Origin of the sequence: Nocardioides bigeumensis (assembly GCF_039531755.1) — a bacterium.
In the GTDB taxonomy this organism is placed as follows: domain Bacteria; phylum Actinomycetota; class Actinomycetes; order Propionibacteriales; family Nocardioidaceae; genus Nocardioides; species Nocardioides bigeumensis.
Genome location: NZ_BAAAQQ010000003.1, coordinates 1 through 20,606, shown reverse-complemented (window position 1 = coordinate 20,606; position 20,606 = coordinate 1). Strand labels below are relative to the sequence as shown.

At 71.7% G+C, this 20,606-nt stretch carries 19 protein-coding genes; 12 read left to right on the top strand and 7 right to left on the bottom strand.

All coding sequences use genetic code 11. The features are described from left to right. Positions 1–4 precede the first annotated feature (4 nt). The 3 genes from ABD295_RS05895 to ABD295_RS05885 form a co-directional block, all read right to left on the bottom strand. On the bottom strand, positions 5–1,783 hold the full coding sequence (locus ABD295_RS05895) for a hypothetical protein (RefSeq protein WP_344302739.1): 1,779 nt from the start codon (positions 1,781–1,783) through the stop codon (positions 5–7). Beyond that, positions 1,776–2,264, bottom strand: a complete 489-nt coding sequence (locus tag ABD295_RS05890; protein ID WP_344302738.1) for an RNA polymerase sigma factor — start codon at positions 2,262–2,264, stop codon at positions 1,776–1,778. Before ABD295_RS05890 ends, ABD295_RS05895 begins: the two co-directional genes overlap by 8 nt. Positions 2,265–2,341: 77 nt before the next feature. Next, on the bottom strand, positions 2,342–4,192 hold the full coding sequence (locus ABD295_RS05885; RefSeq protein WP_344302737.1) for a hypothetical protein: 1,851 nt from the start codon (positions 4,190–4,192) through the stop codon (positions 2,342–2,344). 89 nt (positions 4,193–4,281) lie between these two features. On the opposite strand from ABD295_RS05885, the gene ABD295_RS05880 reads away from it, so the two are divergent. The 5 genes from ABD295_RS05880 (at position 4,282) to ABD295_RS05860 (ending at position 9,114) form a co-directional block, all read left to right on the top strand. After that, complete coding sequence (locus tag ABD295_RS05880; RefSeq protein ID WP_344302736.1) at positions 4,282–5,559, top strand: cell division protein PerM; 1,278 nt, start codon at positions 4,282–4,284, stop codon at positions 5,557–5,559. Between the two features lie 10 nt (positions 5,560–5,569). Next, positions 5,570–6,184 (top strand): phosphoribosylglycinamide formyltransferase, encoded by a 615-nt coding sequence (gene purN, locus ABD295_RS05875; RefSeq protein ID WP_344302735.1) that lies wholly within the window; start codon positions 5,570–5,572, stop codon positions 6,182–6,184. Between the two features lie 11 nt (positions 6,185–6,195). After that, the gene (gene purH / locus ABD295_RS05870) at positions 6,196–7,761 is read left to right on the top strand and encodes a bifunctional phosphoribosylaminoimidazolecarboxamide formyltransferase/IMP cyclohydrolase (protein WP_344302734.1); all 1,566 of its coding nucleotides are present in this window, start codon (positions 6,196–6,198) and stop codon (positions 7,759–7,761) included. Between the two features lie 85 nt (positions 7,762–7,846). Next, a complete protein-coding gene (locus ABD295_RS05865) occupies positions 7,847–8,692 on the top strand; it encodes a bifunctional methylenetetrahydrofolate dehydrogenase/methenyltetrahydrofolate cyclohydrolase (protein WP_344302733.1) in 846 nt (281 codons plus the stop codon). Between the two features lie 11 nt (positions 8,693–8,703). Next, on the top strand, positions 8,704–9,114 hold the full coding sequence (locus tag ABD295_RS05860; RefSeq protein WP_344302732.1) for a DUF3017 domain-containing protein: 411 nt from the start codon (positions 8,704–8,706) through the stop codon (positions 9,112–9,114). Between the two features lie 30 nt (positions 9,115–9,144). On the opposite strand, the gene ABD295_RS05855 is transcribed toward ABD295_RS05860, so the two are convergent. Continuing rightward, entirely contained in the window at positions 9,145–10,134 is a 990-nt protein-coding gene (locus ABD295_RS05855) for a malate dehydrogenase (protein WP_344302731.1), read from the bottom strand. Positions 10,135–10,196: 62 nt separating this feature from the next. Here ABD295_RS05855 and ABD295_RS05850 point away from each other — a divergent pair, with 62 nt between their 5' ends. Further along, positions 10,197–10,979, top strand: coding sequence for a hypothetical protein (locus tag ABD295_RS05850; RefSeq protein ID WP_344302730.1), 783 nt, complete (start codon positions 10,197–10,199; stop codon positions 10,977–10,979). Between the two features lie 7 nt (positions 10,980–10,986). Here ABD295_RS05850 and ABD295_RS05845 read toward each other — a convergent pair whose 3' ends face one another. Next, positions 10,987–12,372 (bottom strand): aquaporin, encoded by a 1,386-nt coding sequence (locus tag ABD295_RS05845; RefSeq protein ID WP_344302729.1) that lies wholly within the window; start codon positions 12,370–12,372, stop codon positions 10,987–10,989. Between the two features lie 70 nt (positions 12,373–12,442). Between ABD295_RS05845 and ABD295_RS05840 the strand changes: the two genes are divergently transcribed. The 3 genes from ABD295_RS05840 to ABD295_RS05830 are packed head-to-tail and all read left to right on the top strand — an operon-like array spanning position 12,443 to position 16,734. Continuing rightward, a complete protein-coding gene (locus ABD295_RS05840; RefSeq protein WP_344302728.1) occupies positions 12,443–14,671 on the top strand; it encodes an NADP-dependent isocitrate dehydrogenase in 2,229 nt (742 codons plus the stop codon). Positions 14,672–14,691: 20 nt separating this feature from the next. Continuing rightward, positions 14,692–15,429, top strand: coding sequence for a DUF6498-containing protein (locus ABD295_RS05835; protein WP_344302727.1), 738 nt, complete (start codon positions 14,692–14,694; stop codon positions 15,427–15,429). 57 nt (positions 15,430–15,486) lie between these two features. After that, the gene (locus tag ABD295_RS05830) at positions 15,487–16,734 is read left to right on the top strand and encodes an MFS transporter (RefSeq protein WP_344302726.1); all 1,248 of its coding nucleotides are present in this window, start codon (positions 15,487–15,489) and stop codon (positions 16,732–16,734) included. Between the two features lie 71 nt (positions 16,735–16,805). On the opposite strand, the gene ABD295_RS05825 is transcribed toward ABD295_RS05830, so the two are convergent. Both ABD295_RS05825 and ABD295_RS05820 read right to left on the bottom strand, forming a co-directional pair. Further along, positions 16,806–17,138 (bottom strand): hypothetical protein, encoded by a 333-nt coding sequence (locus ABD295_RS05825; RefSeq protein WP_344302725.1) that lies wholly within the window; start codon positions 17,136–17,138, stop codon positions 16,806–16,808. Positions 17,139–17,234: 96 nt separating this feature from the next. Next, positions 17,235–18,374 (bottom strand): hypothetical protein, encoded by a 1,140-nt coding sequence (locus ABD295_RS05820; RefSeq protein WP_344302724.1) that lies wholly within the window; start codon positions 18,372–18,374, stop codon positions 17,235–17,237. Between the two features lie 99 nt (positions 18,375–18,473). On the opposite strand from ABD295_RS05820, the gene trpS reads away from it, so the two are divergent. From trpS to ABD295_RS05805, 3 genes are read left to right on the top strand one after another with little or no spacing between them, the layout of a single operon-like run. After that, positions 18,474–19,565, top strand: coding sequence for a tryptophan--tRNA ligase (trpS, locus tag ABD295_RS05815; protein WP_344302723.1), 1,092 nt, complete (start codon positions 18,474–18,476; stop codon positions 19,563–19,565). After that, on the top strand, positions 19,565–20,074 hold the full coding sequence (locus tag ABD295_RS05810) for a 2'-5' RNA ligase family protein (protein ID WP_344302722.1): 510 nt from the start codon (positions 19,565–19,567) through the stop codon (positions 20,072–20,074). Before trpS ends, ABD295_RS05810 begins: the two co-directional genes overlap by 1 nt. Next, on the top strand, positions 20,041–20,544 hold the full coding sequence (locus ABD295_RS05805; protein WP_344302818.1) for an NYN domain-containing protein: 504 nt from the start codon (positions 20,041–20,043) through the stop codon (positions 20,542–20,544). Before ABD295_RS05810 ends, ABD295_RS05805 begins: the two co-directional genes overlap by 34 nt. Positions 20,545–20,606 lie beyond the last annotated feature (62 nt).

The following is a 20,606-nucleotide window of genomic DNA, read 5'->3' as shown; positions in this document are numbered from 1 at the left end:
AGCGTCAGCCGACGCAGGACTGGTCCCAGAGGGCCAGCTCCAGCGTGGCGACCCGACCACCCTTGAGGTCGAACCGGTAGTAGGCACCCTCGCCGAGATCTGCGACGAGGGACACGCGGTCGCCGGTGGCGTCGGGGTAGGCGTCGCGCACCTCGGCGTACGTCGCGCCCACCTCCACGCCCTCGGCGGTGATGAACCGTTGGTCCGACGACGCGAGGCTGACGACGCCCCGGTCGGGGTCCACGACACCGGTCAGGTGCGGCAGGGATTCCGGCTCCCAGGTGAAGCTCACGCACCGGCCGGAGTCGTCCAGGGTGGTGGCCTGCTTGCGGACCGCGCGGAGCTGCATCCCCATGACGAACGGGCCGGCCTGCCCGTGCGACATCGCCAGGTACTCCGGCTCCGAGGGGCCACCGCCGCAGCCGTCCTCGGTGAAGACGCACATCGCCGGGGTGATCTTGAGCGTCACCTCGGTCACCGTGTCGCCTGCGCCGTCGAGCGACGCTTCGGAGAACTCACCCCTGAGCGCCACCGCGAGCACCGCCCTGCCGACGCGGGTGAACTGCACGGGACCGCCGCCCAGCCCCCGGGTGTAGTAGTCGGCCCAGGTGACGGTGTCGTAGCCGGTGTCGGCCTGGATCGGGACGTTCACCAGTCGCCCCCCGCCGTCCACCGGCTGCGAGCAGTCTGTGGAGATGCGGGCCCGCAGCATCGTGATCTGCTCGGCCGCCTCGTCGGCGGTGGGGTAGACGCGGAGCTCGCGGATGTCGGCGTACTCCGGCCCCGTCGCCGTCGAGGCCAGCCGCTCGGCAGGGTCGTCGGCGAAGATCGGTGCGCCGCACAGGGTCAGCTCGTCGAGCCCCGTCTCGTCGGGAGAGGGGCCGCGCTTCTCGCCGCCGTCGCCCTCCATGGCGACCTGGTCGACGTCGAGCGGGAAGTCCGCGGGGATTGCCCCGGGGTTGGCCCCGGGGTTGGCCTCGGGGTTGGCCCCGGGGTTGGCACTGCCGGTCGGCGGGAGCGCCTCCACGTCGGAGAAGATCGTCATCGCCTCCACCACGGGGACGAGGGTCTGCTCGACCTCCAGAGGTTGCGACAGGCCCGGGTCGGTGACGTGGGTCATCTGGAGGACGACCGCGCTCCCGACCGCGACGAGGTGGTAGAAGGTGTGGTCCTGCAGCGACTCCGTCGGCAACCTTCGCTCGCTGAACGCGAAGGACGCCTCACCCGTGTCGAACGGCACCGGGTCGTTGCGCAGCCGGGTTCCGTCGGACCAGCTGTCGCGGGGGCACCCGACCACCGCCGCCCGCGCGTCGGCGACCACCGCCCGTGCCTCCGCGGACGATGCGTAGACCTGCAGCGTGCGGAGGACTCCAGCAGGGACCTCCGTCACCAAGGAGATGCCGTCGAGGCCGTCTTCCGCCGGCACCAACGCGTCGCAGAGACCGATCGAGGTCATGGCCTCGGGCGAGCGGTCGATCTGCGGCTCGCCGGGCAGGCCGGCACCGAGAGGGAAGTCGGCCGGGATCAGTCCGCCCTCCTCGGACCCGGGTGTGGCCGACGGTGACGTCGTGGCGGGCGCAGGCGCCGGCAGTACCTGGTCACCGGGGGAGCCGATCGCCCCGATCACGCCCGCCACGAGGGCCACGGAAGCGGCGGCGCCGAGCACGGCGAGCGTCGCACGCCGCCGGCGCAGCCGGTCCCCACGGGCGCGGATCTCCGCCGCCGGGAGGGGCCGGACCGCAACGTCGCGCAGGTCGTCGAACGGGTCGTGGGTCTCAGGCATGACTGGTCCCTTCCTCGAGCAGCAGCGCGAGGGCCGCGCGGCCGCGGGAGAGCCGGGCCTTGACGGTGCCGACGGGGGTGCCCTCGTGGCGGGCGATGTCGGCGACCGGCAGGTCGGCGAGGTGGTGGAGGACCAGCGCGCGGCGCTGCTCCTCGGGGAGCTGGCGGAGCGCGGCGACCACGGCGACGTGGTCAGGGCCCAGGGCCGCGGTCTCCAGCCGCGGCGCGAGGGCCCGGTCGGGATCGCGCCGGCCGCGGACGATCCGACGCCAGCGGGAGACGGCGACGCGGTAGGCGGTGGTGCGGACCCACGCTTCCGGGTGCTCGATCGTCGAGAGCCGGCGCCGGTGCGACCAGGCCCTCACGAACGCCTCCTGGACGCAGTCGCGTGCCTCCTCGAGATCGCCGGTGAGGGCGTAGACCTGCGCGGTCAGGCGGCGGAACGACGCGTCGTAGAGCTCGTCGAACTCCTGCTCGTCCACGCTCACCTCTCTCGTCGGTCACCAGGATTACGCCTGAGCGTCCGGAGAGGTTGCACGCGCGGCGCAACCGGCGCGAGTCAGATGCCGCCGGATCCCGGCTCCGGCATCCGGCGGAGCCGGTCGAGCGCACGCTCCGAGAGCGCGAGGAACGCACCGGGACGCATCCGGACCTTCTGGGTCGGGATGAACCCGAGCTGGGAGACGGCCGTGCCGTTGCGCAGCACGGCCATCAGGTAGTGCACCGACCTCTGGTCGGTGATCTCGGTGGTGAGGTGCCACACGGTGATGTCCTCGGTATCGGACGAGCGGTTCTCGACGCGGGTGACGCTGGTGCCGAGCCGCTTCTCGACGCACACCGCGATCCGGTCGCGCACGGCGTCGATCCACTCCTGCGCGCGCTTGCGCGGCAGCGTGCCGACGGTCTGCGTGATGCCGAACTCGGCCGGCAGCGTCGCGTTCGGGATCACGAACGAGCGGGTGAGCGCGTTGCTCATGTCGTCGACGGCGAAACGGGCCCGTGCGCAACCGCTGGCGGCGTAGTTGGCGACCGCCTTGCGCACCTGGGTGCCGACCCAGGGCTTGCTCACCACCGTGACCGGCGGCAGGTCCACCTCGCTGATCATGCCGGGGGCGTCGCCGATCGCGAGGGGGGCGATGTCGCTGATCTTGGGCGGGCCGGCGCAGGTGCCCGTGCCGGGGCTGCCGCAGAGCGCGTTGACCGCCGCGGCCAGCAGCTGGGCGGGTGCCTCGCGGTCGATGGAGTCGAGGCCCTTGCTCCGGCTGAGCGTCGTGGTGACGACGTGGCCGGTGCGCGCCACACCCACGACGAGGGTGCTGACGGGGGCCTTCCACGAGCGCAGCACGAAGAGGTCTGCCTGGTCGCCCACGTGGTCCAGCGCGGCGGTGCTGAGCAGCTGCATCCGCTGGTCCATGCAGCCGGCGTACCAGGCCGCTGAGGTGCGGAAGGCCCGCTTGGCGGCCGTCTCGCTGACCGAGAGCTCGGAGATCTGGAGGGCGGTCAGGTCGGGCTTCTTCTTCTCCGGCTCGGTCCCGAAACGGCGGACGAAGGCCTGACCGCCCTCCGGGTCCGCGAAGCGCCCCTGCCGGCAAGGGGCGAGCGTGCCCTCCGCGCCGGCGGTGAGCTCGCTGGTGCGCTCCTCGAACCAGGTCCGGTCCGGAGCCAGCCGGGTCACCTGGTCGGCGCCGAGCAGGTCGTCGCTGGTCAGCTCCGCCGAGGGGGCCGAGACCGGACTCGGCGACGCGAGGGTCTGCTGCTGCGCCGGGTCGGTCAGGGTCGGCCGCACCGTGCCGCCCTGGGTGACCACGAACCCGCTGATGGCGAGCGCCGCGACGGTGCCGAGCACCCCCAGTGAGGTGTGGGTACGCCGCCGGGCGGCACCGGCCCGGCGGATGATCGTGGCGCGCGGCCAGCGCGCCCCGGCCACCTGGGTCCGCAAGGGCTCGAAGGTCTCGCGCACCTGCGTCGACTCGACGTCGCGGAGCAGCGCGTAGCGGGCCGTGGCTGTCTGGAGCTCACGCTCGGCCTCGTCGCGCGGCAGACCTGCCTCGCGGGCGATCTCGGCCAGCGAGCCCGTGGTGAGCGTCGTCAGCAGCAGCATCTTGCGCTGGGCCACGCCGAGCTTGCCGAGGGCGTCGAGCGTGGCGCCGACCTCGGGGTCGAGGCTCTTGTCGCGGTGCCAGACGCGCGCGGTGTGGCGACGCTGGGCGTGGGCCCACGCATGCGGTCGCACCGACGTCTCGGGGTCCTCGATGCGCGAGACCTTGCGCCAGTGGTGCCAGGCCACGATGAAGGCGTCGCGGACAGCGGCGCGCGCAGCCGGCAGGTCGCCGGTCAGTGCGTAGGCCTGCAGCAGCAGTCGCTCACGCGCGTCCTTGTAGAACGCGTCGAAGTCCTCCGGCGCCCGCATCCGTCCAAAGTTACGTGAGGGCAGGCGGGTGTCGCACATCGGCGTGGGACCGCTGCGGCCGCGCGGCTGCGGGCGATGATGAGGCGGTCATGACGGCCCTCCTTCCTTCCCAGACCACCCGGGGGGCGTGGCGGTCCGCCCCCCGCGACCCTGCGCACGACCCCCGTCACCGGCGGCCACTGGTGCTGCTCGCCACTCTGGGCGGCATCGTCGCCGCCGGGTCGACGCTGGTCGTCTGCATGGCGGTCGGGATGGTCGGCTGGTTCCTGACCGATGCGGGCACGCATGGTCAACCGCGCGACGGGCTGCGCGCGGGCGCTCTCGGCTGGCTGGCCGCGCACGGTTCCGGGCTCCAGGTCCAGGGGGTGCTGATCTCGGCGGTGCCGCTCGGGATCACCCTGGTCTGCGCGTTGACCACCTGGCGGGTGGCCCACAAGGTCGGCGACTCGGTCTCCGGTCATGGGCCCGACGCCGACCGCATCCTCGACGGGGAGCGGGACTGGACGGTGCCGACCGCTGCCGCCCTTTTCACCGCCGGCTACGTCGTGGTGACCGTGCTTGCCGCGTCCCTGGCCTCGACTCCGGGCCCGCGCCCTTCGACCGCTGCGGCAGTGGTGTGGTCACTCGGCCTGGTCCTGCTCTTCGGCGTGCCTGCTCTCGCGGTCGGCTCGGGCCGGGCCGCCATCTGGGCGAACCGACTGCCTGCCGGCGTACCTCCTGTGCTGGCGGCGGCGTGGTCGGTGCTGCGCACCTACGCGTCGGTCTGCCTCGGCACGCTGCTGGCCGCTCTCGCTCTCGACCTCGGCACCGGCTTGAACGTGCTCTCCCAGCTCGGCCTGGACGCCAAGGGGTCGGGGCTGTACGCCGCCTCGGCGCTGCTCGTGCTGCCCAACGCCACGCTCTTCGCCGGCGCCTACCTGCTCGGGCCGGGGTTCGCGGTCGGGGCCGGGACGTTGGTGACCCCGACCGCCGTCACCCTCGGGCCGCTGCCGCTGCACCCGCTGCTCGCTGCGCTCCCTGGCACCGGGCCGGTCCCGGTCTGGGCGCCGTTCCTCATCGCCGTCCCGCCGCTGCTCGCCGCCGTCGCTGTCGCCCGGGCGCAGCGACGCCGGCCGGTGCTGCGCTGGGACGAGGCCGCGATCCGCGGCTGCGCCGCCGGGCTGCTGGCCGGGCTGGTCGTGGGCCTGGTGACGGCGCTCGCCGGCGGGTCGGTGGGCCCCGGCCGCATGCAGGTGGTCGCACCGTTCGCGCGGGACGTCCTCGTGCACGCGCTCCCGGCGCTCGGGCTCGGCGGCCTGGTCGGGGCACTGGCCATGACGTGGTGGCAGCGACGGTCGCTCGAGCCGGCGGATCCGACCGAGCCGTAGGCTCGCCCCCGTGTTCCGGATCGTCGTCCTCGTGTCCGGGACGGGCACCAACCTCCAGGCCCTGCTCGACGCGGCGGCGGACCCGGCGTACGGCGCCACCGTGGTGGCCGTCGGATCGGACCGTGACGGCACGCTCGGGCAGCAGCGCGCCGAGGCGGCCGGTGTTCCGGTCTTCGTGGTGCGGGTGCCCGACTTCGACTCGCGCCAGGAGTGGGACCGGGCCCTCGCCGACCAGGTGGCGGCCCACGAGCCCGACCTGGTCGTGCTCGCGGGCTTCATGAAGCTGGTGGGCGAGGAGTACCTCCGTCGCTACGGGGGGCGCACCGTGAACACGCACCCGGCCCTGTCGCCGTCCTTCCCCGGGATGCACGGCCCGGCCGACGCGCTGACCTACGGCGTCAAGGTGACCGGCTGCACGCTCTTCTTCGTGGACGGCGGCGTCGACACCGGTCCCATCGTCGACCAGCGGACGGTGCCCGTCGCCGACGACGACACCGTCGAGACCCTGCACGAGCGGATCAAGACCGCAGAGCGGGGGATGCTCGTGGACGCGGTCGGCCGGATGGCGCGCGGCGGCTGGCGGGTCGAGGGCCGCCGGGTGCTGCTCGGAACCGGGCCCGGATAGTCTGACCCGCCGTGAGCGACCCCACCGAGCAGCGCATCCCGATCCGGCGAGCGCTGGTGTCCGTCTACGACAAGTCCGGACTCGACGACCTGGTGCGCGGCCTGCACGACGCCGGGGTGGCGCTGGTCTCGACCGGCGGCTCCGCCGCCCGCATCGACTCGCTGGGGGTGCCGGTGACGCGCGTCGAGGAGCTGACCGGCTTCCCCGAGTGCCTGGACGGGCGGGTCAAGACGCTGCACCCGATGGTGCACGCCGGGATCCTCGCCGACCGGCGGCTCGAGTCCCACCGCGCCCAGCTCGACGAGCTCGGGGTCGACCCGTTCGACCTGGTGGTGAGCAACCTCTACCCCTTCAGCGAGACCGTCGCGTCCGGGGCGAGCGCCGACGAGTGCGTCGAGCAGATCGACATCGGCGGACCGTCGATGGTGCGAGCCGCGGCCAAGAACCACCCGTCGGTGGCGATCGTGACCTCGCCCGCCCGCTACTCCGACGTGCTCGAGGCAGTCGGCGCCGGCGGCTTCTCGCTCGAGCAGCGCCAGCGGTTGGCCGCCGAGGCGTTCGCCCACACCGCGGCGTACGACGTGGCGGTGGCGTCGTGGATGTCGCGCAAGCTCGCCGGCGCCGGGGAGGAGTGGCCGGCCTTCGGAGGGCAGACCTACGCGCTCGGCGCGGTGCTCCGCTACGGCGAGAACGCCCACCAGCCGGCCGCCCTGTACCTCCAGGACGGTGCGGCGCCGAGCCTCGCTCAGGCCGAACAGCTGCACGGCAAGGAGATGTCCTTCAACAACTACGTCGACGCGGCGGCGGCCCACCGCGCGGCGTACGACCACGAGCGCCCCGCCGTGGCGATCATCAAGCACACCAACCCGTGCGGCGTCGCGGTCGGGGCCGACGTCGCCGAGGCACACCGCAAGGCGCACGCGTGCGATCCCGTCTCGGCGTTCGGCGGGGTCATCGCGACCAACGTGGCGGTGTCCGTGGCGATGGCCGAGCAGGTCGCCGAGGTGTTCACCGAGGTGGTGGTGGCGCCGGCGTACGACGACGCGGCGCTCGAGGTGCTGACCCGCAAGAAGAACGTGCGGCTGCTGGTCTGCGCCCCCCCGGCGGGGGACCCGATCGAGCTGCGCCCGATCCCGGGCGGCACGCTGGCCCAGCACGCCGACCGGTTCCAGGCCGAGGGCGACGACCCGGCTTCGTGGCGGCTGGTCAGCGGAGAGCCGGCGAGCGACGACGTCCTCGCCGACCTGGCCTTCGCCTGGCGGGCCTGCCGGGCGGTGAAGTCCAACGCGATCCTGCTCGCCGCCGACGGTGCCTCGGTCGGCGTCGGCATGGGCCAGGTCAACCGGGTCGACTCGGCCCGCCTCGCCGTGACGAGGGCGGGGGAGCGGGCGGCCGGCTCGGTCGCCGCGTCCGACGCGTTCTTCCCCTTCGCCGACGGACTGGAGATCCTGCTCGACGCGGGCGTGCGCGCCGTCGTCCAGCCGGGTGGATCGGTCCGTGACGAGGAGGTCGTCGCGGCCGCCCAGGCCGCCGGCGTGACCATGTACCTCACCGGGACCCGGCACTTCGCCCACTGAGGCCCCGTCCGGATCGACACCGACGCGCCCCCGCAGACGTGGACACCTGCTCGCTTCGTCCGGCGCGGCATGCCAGTATCCGCGCGTGACCGCGCAGACCCTGGACGGCCAGGCAACCCTCAACGAGATCAAGACCGAGCTGGCGGCCCGCGTGGCCGCCCTCAAGGAGAAGGGGATCACCCCCGGACTCGGCACCGTCCTGGTCGGCGACGACCCCGGGTCGCACTGGTACGTCGGCGCGAAGCACCGAGACTGCGCCGCGATCGGCATCGAGTCGATCCGCCGCGACCTGCCCGCCGGCTCCTCGCAGGCCGAGGTCGAGGCGGTGATCGACGAGCTGAACGCCGACCCCGCCTGCACCGGGTTCATCGTCCAGCAGCCGACCGGGCTCGACGAGTTCGCGCTCCTGTCGCGGGTCGACCCCGACAAGGACGTCGACGGCCTGCACCCGGTCAACCTCGGCAAGCTGGTGCTCGGGGAGGACGGCCTGCTGCCCTGCACCCCGGTGGGCTCCATCGAGCTGCTGCGTCGCCACGACGTCCCCATCAACGGCGCCGAGGTCGTCGTCATCGGCCGCGGGCTCACCGTGGGCCGCCCGCTCGGCCTGATCCTGACCCGGCGCAGCGAGAACGCGACGGTCACCCTCTGCCACACCGGCACCCGCGACCTGGCCAAGCACGTGCGTGACGCCGACATCATCGTCGCGGCGGCCGGCGTGCCGGGCATCATCACCGGCGACATGGTCAAGCCGGGCGCGGCCGTGCTCGACGTCGGGGTGTCCCGGGTCGACGGTCAGATCGCGGGCGACGTCGACGCGAGCGTGTGGGACGTGGCGGGCTGGGTCTCACCCAATCCCAAGGGCGTCGGTCCGATGACGCGGGCCATGCTGCTGTCCAACATCGTCGACATCGCCGAGAAGCAGGCGGGGTAGCCTGCCGCACGATGCCCGACGACCCCGCCCAGCTGGAGCCTCCCGAGGACGTGCCCGCCGTCTCCGCCGAGCGGCTGGTGGACGGGCGGCTCCCGGAGCCGTCGGGCGAGGCGGCCGACGAGGCCCCGGAGGACGACGAGGCTCCGCGACGCTATCCGTCCACGATCGGGGGCGCGTTCTACCTCGTGATGCTCGGGGTCGCCGGTCTCGGGCTGATCCTCGTGGTGCTCGACGACTGGCGCACCGGCGTACGTCTCATGGGCGCCTCGCTGGTCTTCGGCGCGGTCGTCCGACTGGTGCTCCCCAGCCGGGACGCCGGCATGCTCTCCGTGCGCTCCAAGGCGCTCGACGCCGTGCTGCTCATCGGGGTGGGCGTGGCGATGTTCGTGCTCGCCGGATCGATCCCCGACCAGCCCGGCTAGGCGGCCGAGCCCTCAGATCAGGCCGAGCTCTCAGATCAGGCCGAGCTCTCTCACCGCGTCGCGCTCCTCGGCGAGCTCGGCGGTCGACGCGTCGATGCGCACCCGCGAGAAGTCGTCGATGTCGAGCCCCTGGACGATGGTCCAGTCGCCGGCGCTCGTGGTGACGGGGAACGACGAGATCAGCCCCTCCGGGACGTCGTAGGAGCCGTCGGAGACGACCGCCATCGACACCCAGTCGTCGGTGGCCGAGCCGAGCAGCCAGTCGCGCGCGGCGTCGATCGTCGCGGATGCCGCCGACGCGGCCGACGACGAGCCACGGGCCTCGATGATCGCAGCGCCGCGCTTGGCCACCGTCGGGATGAAGTCGTTCTCGATCCAGGACTGGTCGTCGACGACCTCGGCAGCGTTGCGGCCACCGACCTCGGCGTGGAAGACGTCGGGGTACTGCGTCGCGGAGTGGTTGCCCCAGATCGTCATGTGCTTGACGTCGGTGACGGGCGCGCCGGTCTTGCGGGCCAGCTGCGAGATCGCCCGGTTGTGGTCGAGGCGGGTCAGCGCCGAGAACCGCTCCTGCGGGATGTCGGGTGCGTTGCTCATCGCGATCAGCGCGTTGGTGTTGGCAGGGTTGCCGGTGACGCCGATGCGGATGTCGTCGGCGGCCACGGAGTTGAGGGCCTTGCCCTGGGCGGTGAAGATCGCGCCGTTGGCCTCCAGCAGGTCGCCGCGCTCCATGCCCGGTCCGCGCGGACGGGCGCCGACGAGGAGCGCCAGGTTCACCCCGTCGAAGATCTTCTCCGGGTCGCTGCCGATCTCGACCCCGGCGAGGCCCGGGAAGGCGCAGTCGTCGAGCTCCATGACGACGCCCTCGAGGGCCTTCAGCGCGGGCTCGATCTCGAGCAGCCGCAGCTCGATCGGCCGGTCCGGCCCGAGCAGGGAGCCGCTGGCCAGGCGGAAGAGGAGGCTGTAGCCGATCTGGCCGGCGGCGCCGGTGACGGCGACCTTCAACGGAGAAGAGCTCATGGGACCGACGCTAGCAGCGGGCCTGCGCGGCCCGAACGGGACCTGTGGGCCATGCTGTGCGCATGCAGCCTGGTCGGGCGTTCGCCGTCGCTCTGGGCCTGCTGGGGCTCGCCCTCTCGGGCGGGTGCGGCAGCGCCGGCGCTCCGGGCACGACCGCGCCCACCGGCGTCGACGGGCTGGTCGTGCCGACCCCGTCGCCGGACCCCGACGACTTCGTCCCTCGCATCGACAACCCCTACCTGCCGCTCGTCCCCGGCTCCACGTGGACCTACGAGTCGAAGAGCAGCACCGGCACCGAGACCATCACGGTGACGGTCACCGACGAGACCAGGACGGTCGCCGGCGTCGAGACCACCGTCGTGCACGACGAGGTGCGCGACGCCCGCGGCAAGCTGGTGGAGGACACCTACGACTGGTTCGCCCAGGACCGCGCAGGCAACGTCTGGTACTTCGGCGAGGACACCACGGCGTACGACGAGGACCCCGACGACCCCGAGGACAGCACGGTCTCGACCGAGGGGTCCTGGGAGGCCGGCGTCGACGGAGCGATGGCCGGCGTGGCCATGCTCGCGGCCCCGCGCATCGGCGACGGCTACCGGCAGGAGTTCCTCGAGGGCGTCGCCGAGGACCGTGCCGAGGTGCTCCGCGTCTCGGTCACCCTCGACCTCGACACCGAGTCCTACGACGACGTCGTGGTCACCTCCGACACCACTCCGCTCGAGCCCGACCTCGAGGAGCGGAAGTACTACGCACCGGGCATCGGGCTCGTCGCGGAGGAGACGGTGCGCGGCGAGAAGGAGCAGGTGCGGCTGGTCACCTACACACCAGCCGCTCCCGCGAGCTAGCCCGCGGTCAGTGCTCCGGGGGTCGCACCTGGGTGCGGCCGTCCTCGCCGTCCGGGTCGTCGGCCTCCGGAGCGGGGGTGCCGTACTGCTGCGGAGGGGCCTCCGGAGCGGCCTCGGTCGCTGCGGGGTACTGCTGCGTCGGGTCCGGCTCCGGCTGGTGGGACTGGTACGGCTCGTAGGACGCAGGATGGGCTGGGTGTCCCTGCTGCGGCTGCTGCCCGTACTGCTGCCCGTACTGCTGGCCGTACTGCTGCTGGGGGTAGCCCTGCTGACCGTAGGGCTGCGCCTGCTGCCCGTGCTGCTGGCCGTGCTGCTGGCCGTACTGCTGCCCGTACTGCTGCTGGGAGTAGCCCTGCTGACCGTAGGGCTGCGCCTGCTGCCCGTACTGCTGCCCGTACTGCTGCTGGTCGTATTGCTGCTGGTCGTACTGGCCCCCGTACTGCTGGTCGTACTGCTGCCCGTACTGCTGCCCGTACTGCTGCTGGTCGTACTGCTGGGGCTGTGGCTGGTGGCCCTGATAGGCCTGCGGGTGCTGCCCGAACGGTGCGCCGCCGGCGTCCGGCTGGTTCCACTGCTGCTGGTACTGGTCGGGCGCGCCATAGCCCGGAACGCCTCCGGCGAAGCCCACCGCGCCCGGACGGCCGAAGCGAAGCCCCGACCCCGGCACCGGCTCGTCGCCACCGAAGAGTGCGGGGTAGAGCAGGCCCGCAACGGCGCCGCCCAGCAACGGCGCGAGGATGAAGAGCCACAGCTGGATGACGGCGTCGCCTCCCGCGAAGAGGCCGACTCCGATCGAGCGGGCGGGGTTGACCGACGTGCCCGTGGCGCCCATCGACGCGAAGTGGATCATCGCGAGCGCGAGGCCGATGGCGAGCGGCGCCATCACCGGGTGCTCGTTGCGGCTGTCGGTGACGGCCAGGATGATCATCAGGAAGACCAGGGTGAGCAGCGTCTCGAGCAGAAAGGCCGCCCACCAGGCGTAGCCGGTGCCGTCGTCGCCGAAGGAGTTCTGCGCGAAGCCGTCGGTGGAGCTGAAGCCCTCGAAGCCGTGCATGAGCACCCACAGCGCCAGGCCCGCACCGACCGCGCCCGCGAGCTGGGCTCCGACGTAGAGCCCGACCTCGCGCCAGGGGAGCCGCCCGCCCATCGCCGCGCCGAGGGTGACGGCGGGGTTGAAGTGACCGCCCGAGATGCGCCCGACGGCGTACACCATCACCACGACGGTGAGGCCGAACGTCAGACCCGTCGCGACGTAGTCGCCACCGCTGACCAGCGCCGCCCCACAGCCGAAGAACACCAGCACGAAGGTGCCGAGCACCTCGGCGCCGAGCTTGTGGGCGTTCGTGGGCGGATTGATGGCCTCGGTGACTGTGCCGCCAACTGCTTCCGTCATCGACCGAGCTCCCCTCACGTGGCGTACGCCCCCGCCGAGGGGGCCCCTGCACTCTAGTAGCGTCGGCGGTGTGAGTGACTCGACGATCGTCTACACCCAGACCGACGAGGCGCCGCTGCTGGCGACGTACTCCTTCCTCCCGATCGTCCGGGCGTACGCCGCCAAGGCCGGCGTGCCCGTCGAGACCCGCGACATCTCGCTGGCCGGCCGGATCATCGCCAAGTTCCCGGACCGGCTGACCGACGACCAGCGCGTCTCCGACGATCTGGACGAGCTGGGACAGCTGGTCGAGCGGAGCGAGGCCAACATCGTGAAGCTGCCCAACATCAGCGCCTCGCTGCCGCAGCTGACGGCGGCGATCAAGGAGCTGCAGGAGCAGGGTTACGACCTGCCCGACTACCCCGAGTCGCCGTCGTCGGACGAGGAGAAGGAGACGCGGGCCAGGTACGACGCCGTGAAGGGCTCTGCGGTCAACCCGGTGCTCCGCGTGGGCAACTCCGACCGCCGCGCGCCTGCGTCCGTGAAGAACTACGCCCGGTCCCACCCGCACTCGATGGGTGCGTGGTCGGCGGACTCCAAGACCAACGTGGCGCACATGGACGCGGACGACTTCCGCAACAACGAGAAGTCGGCCGTCGTCGAGACCGGCGGCGACCTGCGCATCGAGCTGGTCGGCGACGACGGCTCGACCCACGTGCTCAAGGACAAGGTGACGGTCCAGGACGGCGAGGTCGTCGACGCGACGGTCATGCGCGTGGCGGCGCTGCGCGAATTCCTGACCGCCCAGGTGGCGCGGGCCAAGGCCGACGACGTGCTGTTCTCCGTGCACCTGAAGGCCACCATGATGAAGGTGGCCGACCCGATCATCTTCGGCCACGCCGTGCGGGCCTTCTTCCCCGACGTTTTCGCCGAGCACGGCGAGACGCTGGCGAAGGCCGGGCTGTCGCCCAACAACGGTCTCGGCGGCATCCTCGCGGGGATCGACTCGCTGCCCGGTGGTGAGGAGACCAAGGCCGAGATCAAGGCGGCGTTCGAGCGCGGCATCGCCGACGGCCCACGACTGGCCATGGTCGACTCCGACCGCGGGATCACCAACCTGCACGTGCCGTCCGACACGATCGTCGACGCGTCGATGCCGGCGATGATCCGGACCTCGGGCCACATGTGGGGGCCAGACGGCCAGGAGGCCGACACGCTCGCGGTGATCCCCGACTCGTCGTACGCCGGCATCTATCAGGTCGTCATCGACGACTGCCGTGCCCACGGCGCGTACGACCCGACCACCATGGGCACGGTGCCCAACGTCGGCCTGATGGCGCGAGCGGCGGAGGAGTACGGCTCGCACGACAAGACCTTCGAGATCCCCGTGACCGGTTCGGTCCGCGTGGTCGACGGCGACGGGAACGTCGTGCTCGAGCACACGGTGTCGGCCGGAGACATCTGGCGGATGTGCCAGACCAAGGACGAGCCGATCCGCGACTGGGTCAAGCTCGCCGTCACGCGCGCCCGCGCCACCGGCATGCCGGCGATCTTCTGGCTCGACGGCGACCGCGCGCACGACGCCCAGCTCGTCGAGAAGGTGCGCACCTACCTCTCCGACCACGACACCGAGGGTCTCGACCTGCAGATCCTGTCGCCCGAGGAGGCGATCGCCGTCACCCTCGAGCGGATCCGCAAGGGCGAGGACACCATCTCGGTGACGGGCAACGTGCTGCGCGACTACCTCACCGACCTCTTCCCGATCCTCGAGCTCGGTACGTCGGCCAAGATGCTCTCCGTCGTCCCGCTGCTCAACGGCGGCGGGCTCTTCGAGACCGGCGCCGGCGGCTCCGCGCCCAAGCACGTGCAGCAGCTGCTCAAGGAGAACTACCTGCGCTGGGACAGCCTTGGTGAGTTCCTGGCATTGGCGGCCAGCCTCGAGCACTACGCGGACGCGACCGGCAACTCGGGCGCGAAGGTGCTCGGCGACGCGCTCGACCGGGCCACCGAGACGTTCCTCAACGAGGACAGGTCGCCCGCGCGCAAGGTGGGCCAGCTCGACAACCGGGGCTCGCACTTCTACCTCGCCCTCTACTGGGCAGAGGAGCTGGCGAAGCAGACCGACGACCCCGACCTGGCCACGGCCTTCTCGGGCTTGGCCGAGACCCTGCGTGCGCAGGAGCAGACGATCGCCGCCGAGCTGATCGGCGTGCAGGGCTCACCGGTCGACGTGGGCGGCTACTACCGACCCGACCCCGAGAAGGCCTCGGCCGTGATGCGGCCGTCGGTGACCTTCAACGACGCGCTCGCGGCTCTCTAGCCCGACCGAACGGGGACGTCGTGCGCGTGCTGCTGCGGTGGCTCGGCGTGCTGGTGCTCGCGAGCGCCGCCGCCCGCTGGCCGGGGTCGGTGGGCCGCGCGGTCAGCGCGGCGTCCCTGGTCGTCGCCAACCTGCTGCCCGTGTGGGCCGTGGTCGAGGGCACGTTGTCGCTGGGCGACGTCTTCCTCATCTACTGGTACGAGAACCTCGTCATCTGGGCGTGCACCGTGGTCAAGCTGCGCACCGTCGAGGACGGGCGCACCCACTCGATGGCGACGATGAACGGCGCGCTCATGCCGCCCAAGTTCGACGCCACGTTCTTCGCGCTGCACTACGGGATCTTCACCGCCGTGCACGGCGTCTTCACGATCATCATCGTGGTGATGACCGGCGTCTCCGGCTCGTGGTGGGCGCTGGCCCTGACGATGGCCGCGATCACGGCGAGCCACCTGGTGTCGCTCGCCGTCAACTGGTTCGGCAACGACGAGCGGCTGCACACCCGGGCCGGGGTCGTGATGTTCGTGCCCTACCCGCGGATGATCGTGCTGCACATCGGCGTGATCCTCGGCTTCATGTTCGCCCTCGACGGCACGGCCGCCTTCGGCAACGGCACCTACGACCCGGAGGTGGCGGGCGTCGCGATCCTCTGCGGGCTGAAGATGCTCGTCGACCTCGGGCTGCACCTCACCGAGCGGTGGATCTACGCGCGCGGGGCGAGCACCACCGGTGGTCGAGCAGCCAGCGCAGCGAGCGGATAGACCAGACCGCCCCGAGGAATAGGCACATCCCGCTGCGCGGTTGGACGATGGGTGCAGATGACTGCGACAGCCCCCGCCCCGACTCAGCCTGCCGTCACGCCCTCGCACTTCGGCCTCGCCGTGCTCGCGCTCGCGACCGGCGGCTTCGCCATCGGCACGACCGAGTTCGTGACGATGGGGGTGCTTCCCCAGATCGCCGACGGCGTCGAGGTGTCCATCCCGTCGGCCGGGCACCTGATCTCCTCCTACGCGCTCGGCGTCGTGATCGGCGCCCCCGTGCTGGCCTACTTCGGCGCCCGGCTGCCGCGCCGGGGGCTGCTGATCGGGCTGATGGCGGCGTACGCCCTCTTCAACGCGCTGAGCGCCGTCTCGACGAGCTTCGAGATGCTCTTCGTCTTCCGGTTCCTGGACGGGCTGCCGCACGGCATCTACTTCGGCGTCGCGTCCCTGGTCGCCGCGAGCATGGCGTCGCCCGAGCGGAAGGGCAGGGCGGTCGCCTCGGTGATGCTCGGGCTGTCCGTCGCCAACGTCGTCGGGGTCCCCGCCGCCACCTGGCTGGGTCAGCAGGTCGGCTGGCGTGCGGTGTTCCTCCTCGTCGCCGTGATGGCCGTGGTCACGGTCGTGATGACGGTGCTCTTCGTCCCGTCGGTGCCCGGCGACCCCGACGCCAAGGGGCGTCGGGAGCTCGCTGCCTTCACCAAGTCACAGGTCTGGCTCACGCTGGCGATCGGCGCGATCGGCTTCGGCGGGATGTTCGCGCTGATGAGCTACATCGCCAAGACGGTGACCGAGACGGGTGGCCTGCACGAGTCGGCGGTGCCGGTCTTCCTGCTCGCCTTCGGTCTCGGGATGGTCTTCGGCACGTGGGTCGCCGGAGAGCTGGCCCGCTGGTCGATCCTGAAGTCCCTCGTGGTCGGCTCGCTCGGCATGGCCGCGGCGCTGCTCGGGTACGCCGCCCTCGCGCCCTTCGGCTGGGCGGCCCTCCCGATGGCGTTCCTCGTCACCTCGCTCGGCTCGGTGCTGGTGGTCAACCTGCAGCTGCGGCTCATGGACGTGGCCGGCGAGGCCCAGACCCTCGGGGCGGCGATGAACCACGCGTCGCTCAACGTCGCCAACGCCTTGGGTGCCTGGCTCGGCGGACTGGTCATCGCAGCGGGCTACGGCTACCGCGCACCGGCGCTGGTCGGCGTCGGCCTCTCGCTCGCAGGCTTCGTGGTGCTGCTGATCTCCGGCTGGCTGGCGCTGCGCCGGGCCGCCCAGTCCGTGAGCCAGTCTGTGGGCCAGTCTGTTGAGCCGGTCCGTTGAGCCAGTCTGTCGAGCCGGTCTCCTGAGCCAGTCCGTTGAGCCAGTCTCCTGAGCCAGGTGCCTGAGCCGGCTCAGAACCTGTTGCTGAACGTGATGTAGGCGACGAGCCCGGGCAGGGCCAGGAGGGGCAGCCACAGCAGCATGCTGGTCTGCTTCTGGACGCGCGCGGAGACGGCCATCACGAAGGCCGCCATGGCGATGCAGACGGCGATGAGGAGCGCCAGCCCCAGGATCAGGTGCATCCACGACCCGTCGTCGGCGATGGCGCTGCCGGCCAGCGACGCGACCGTGAGGACAGCGAAGACGGCGAACAGGACGGCACCGAGGACGATCGACCAACGGGCGGCGCGGGCGCCCGGCACCCCCTCGGGAGCGAGGTCGTCGGCGTACAGGTCGCGTGCCATGGGATCACCTGGGATCGAGTTCTGGATGGGTCTCTCCCCACTGTCCTCCTGTGCGCCCGAATCGCAGCATCGGCGCGAGCTCGCCGACACCGGCTGTCAGAGGAAGCTGCCCGACAGGACCGTCCACGCGGTCGGCGCCGTACCGCGGTGGAGGTAGGCGCGGTCCTTCTGGTCGTCCCAACCGTAGGTCAGCGTCGTCCCCGCTTGAGCCACGTGGTTGAGGACGATGCCTGCGCTCGAGACCCCCGCGCCGCTGGCAGGGATCCTGAAGACGCCGTCCTCGCTGGTGGCCACCAGGACGGTGCCCTCGGCATCGACAGCCGCGGAGGTCGCCTGGACCGGCTTCGGGGTCTGCGGCAGGGTGTGCTCCCACGATCGGCCGCCGTCGCGGGAGATGGCGATGTCCATCAAGAAGATCAAGCCGTCCGACTGATCCCCTTGCACGAGCGCGACGACTACGTCCGCGTTGCCGGCGAAGAAGACGTAGCTCGCGTCCTCGGGCACCGAGGTCCCGCCACCTGCCGCTGAGCTGATCCGGTGCTTGTCCTCGTTGTAGGTGACCAGGTCGCCCTCGGCGTTGAGGTACGTCGCGTCGGCCTCCTCCTCCATGGCCACGGGCGCCAGCAGCCCGACGCTGGGGCGGTAGAGGAAGGGCCGCTCGCCGGTCTCGACCTGGATGTCACCGGCGCGCGGCTCGATGACCGCCTGGATCGGGAGGTCGGTGAGCCTCCCTTCAGGGGTGAGGAGGTACGCGCGGTAGGACCGCATCGCGACCCAGCCGCCTGGCACGGCGGTCAGACCGAAGGGGGCCTCGATGATCTGCCCGGTAGTGGTGCCGTCGGCGGTGCGGGTCACGAGCGCGTAGCGCGGGTTGCCGTCGAGCTCACGCCAGATGACGGCGACCGAGCCGTCCAGGCCACCGGCCACCTCGATGCGGTGGGTGCGGTCGTCGGCGATGAGGTTCCGGACCTCCTGAGGCACCGTCCCGACGGCGAGGGCCGGGGAGGGTGAGGGCGTCACGGGAGTCGGGGGTTCCGGCAGCGTGCCGAGCCCGGGGGCCAGCGCGAGCACCGCCGCCACGGCCGCCGCGGCGGCGAGCAACCCGCCCACGACCAGGCGGTTCCGCGGGCGACTCACCTTGCCGGGTCCCGTCTCGGGGACGTCGTACGCCGCGGTGTCGTGCGTCAGCAGCCCCAGATCGACCTCGGGTGGGTCGACATCCCGGGCGTCCCGCACGTCGTTCCTCCTCCTGCGTGGTTGCCTCCAGTGTGACGACTCCACCGCGGGCATGGGCGGTTGCACGCGCACCCTGACTGCTTTGACAGAATCCTCCGCATGCCGCCGCCGACACTCGGGATCGAGACCCAGACCCAGGCCTCCGGCGCCGCGACCAGCTCGGCCCGCCCCCGGGTGCTCTCGGGCATCCAGCCGACGGCCGACTCGTTCCACTTCGGCAACTACCTCGGCGCGCTGCGGCAGTGGGTGGACCTCCAGGCCGACTACGAGCCGTTCTTCTTCATCGCCGACCTGCACGCGATCACCGTTGAGCAGGACCCCAAGGTGCTGCGCGACCGGACGCGTCGCGCCGTCGCCCAGCTGGTCGCCATGGGCATCGACCCGGCGCGGTCGGCGATCTTCGTACAGAGCCAGATACCCGCGCACGCGCAGCTGTCCTGGGTGCTCCAGTGCCTGACCGGCTTCGGTGAGGCGCGCCGGATGACGCAGTTCAAGGACAAGTCGGCCAAGGGCGGCGAGGGCGCCGCCTCGGTCGGCCTGTTCACCTACCCGATCCTCCAGGCGGCCGACATCCTGCTCTACCGCCCGCACTACGTCCCGGTGGGCGAGGACCAGCGCCAACACCTCGAGCTCACCCGTGACCTCGCCCAGCGCTTCAACCACCGCTACAAGAAGACGTTCCGGCTGCCCGAGCCCTACATCCTCAAGGCCACCGCCAAGATCACCGACCTGCAGGACCCGACGGCGAAGATGTCCAAGTCGGCCTCGTCGCCGGCCGGCATCATCGAGCTCCTCGACGAGCCCAAGGCCAGCGCGAAGAAGATCCGCTCTGCCGTGACCGACTCCGGAACCGAGGTGCGCTTCGACCTCGACGAGAAGCCTGGTGTGAGCAACCTCCTCACGATCTTCTCGGCCATGACCGGACGCTCGATCGGCGAGATCGAGGGGGACTACGTCGGCAAGGGGTACGGCGCGTTCAAGGGCGATCTCGCCGAGGCGGTCGTGCAGTTCGTGACACCGTTCCGCGACCGCACCCTCGAGCTGCTCGACGACCGCGAGCACCTCGACGGGATCATCGCCGCCGGGACGGACCGGGCGCGTGCGGTGGCGGAGGCGACCTTGCGCGACGTGCTCGACCGGGTCGGGTTCCTGCCCGCGTCCACCCAGCCCGCGCAGGGCGCAGGCCGCTGATGCCGACCATCGGCGTGGCGCTGTCGATCCCCGAGCCGTGGGGGCAGCAGCTGCAGGACTACCGCGCATCCATCGGCGACGAGACGGCCACGCAGATCCCGACCCACGTCACCCTGGTGCCGCCGATGGCGATCGAGGACGACGCGCTGCTAGCCGTCGAGGAGCACCTCGAGGTCGCCGCGTCCGAGGTCGAAGCCTTCAGGATCAGGCTGCGCGGCACCGGCACCTTCCGTCCGGTCTCGCCCGTGGTCTTCGTGACCCTCGCCGAGGGGATCTCGCACTGCGAGGCCCTGTCCGACGCCGTTCGCCGCGGCCCGCTCGCGGTCGAGCTGGTCTTTCCCTACCACCCGCACGTCACCGTCGCCCACCACCTCGACGACGAGGTCATGGACTCGGCGTTCGAGGAGCTCGCGGGATTCGACTGTGCGTTCGACGTCGACCGTTTCGCCCTCTACGTGCATGACTCCCAGCTGGGCTGGCAGGCCACCCGGGAGTTCCTGCTCGGCTGATCGCGCTCACTTGCCGACCCCGGTTTCGACCGTACTTCGCCCGGGCCGGCGTCGCGGTCGTCGACTGCCCGGGCCCGACGCGGGGGGCCGAGAACGGGGCGGACATCCGGACCGCTGTCGACGTCATGAGCGCTCTGTCGGCATCGACGCGCCATGACGAACTCGTGCTCATGTCGAGCGACGCGGGCTTTGCGCCGCTGCTCCAGGTGGCCAAGCTGCCACGCATAGCCGCCTGCACGATCGATCATGACGGCAGGCCGCTGAACTCCGGGGCGTCACCGACCGCCGCGCAATTTGCCGAGGCTGTCCATCGGAGTGTTGTGGAGCGCTCGAGGGCAGCCGGGCACGAACCAACGCAGGACGAGGAACGCATCCTGACCGCCTGGCTTGGTGTGGGTGAAGTGACCCGTCAAGGGGCATCGTCGTACTTCAGCGGGCCCTCGTCGCTCACGTGCGTCGGTGCATGGTGATGGTGCCGTTGGGGTGGTAGGTGGTCTGGTATCGGGGGTCGTGGATCTTGTGGTGGTGCCAG

What these genes read in the sequence shown, in the direction of transcription:
- ABD295_RS05895 (WP_344302739.1), bottom strand. Translation starts at nt 1,783, where the DNA reads ATGCCTGAGACCCACGACCCGTTCGACGACCTGCGCGACGTTGCGGTC.
- ABD295_RS05880 (WP_344302736.1), top strand. Translation starts at nt 4,282, where the DNA reads ATGACGGCCCTCCTTCCTTCCCAGACCACCCGGGGGGCGTGGCGGTCC.
- ABD295_RS05830 (WP_344302726.1), top strand. Translation starts at nt 15,487, where the DNA reads ATGACTGCGACAGCCCCCGCCCCGACTCAGCCTGCCGTCACGCCCTCG.
- ABD295_RS05860 (WP_344302732.1), top strand. Translation starts at nt 8,704, where the DNA reads ATGCCCGACGACCCCGCCCAGCTGGAGCCTCCCGAGGACGTGCCCGCC.
- trpS (WP_344302723.1), top strand. Translation starts at nt 18,474, where the DNA reads ATGCCGCCGCCGACACTCGGGATCGAGACCCAGACCCAGGCCTCCGGC.
- ABD295_RS05845 (WP_344302729.1), bottom strand. Translation starts at nt 12,372, where the DNA reads ATGACGGAAGCAGTTGGCGGCACAGTCACCGAGGCCATCAATCCGCCC.
- ABD295_RS05885 (WP_344302737.1), bottom strand. Translation starts at nt 4,192, where the DNA reads ATGCGGGCGCCGGAGGACTTCGACGCGTTCTACAAGGACGCGCGTGAG.
- ABD295_RS05810 (WP_344302722.1), top strand. Translation starts at nt 19,565, where the DNA reads ATGCCGACCATCGGCGTGGCGCTGTCGATCCCCGAGCCGTGGGGGCAG.
- ABD295_RS05850 (WP_344302730.1), top strand. Translation starts at nt 10,197, where the DNA reads ATGCAGCCTGGTCGGGCGTTCGCCGTCGCTCTGGGCCTGCTGGGGCTC.
- ABD295_RS05855 (WP_344302731.1), bottom strand. Translation starts at nt 10,134, where the DNA reads ATGAGCTCTTCTCCGTTGAAGGTCGCCGTCACCGGCGCCGCCGGCCAG.
- ABD295_RS05825 (WP_344302725.1), bottom strand. Translation starts at nt 17,138, where the DNA reads ATGGCACGCGACCTGTACGCCGACGACCTCGCTCCCGAGGGGGTGCCG.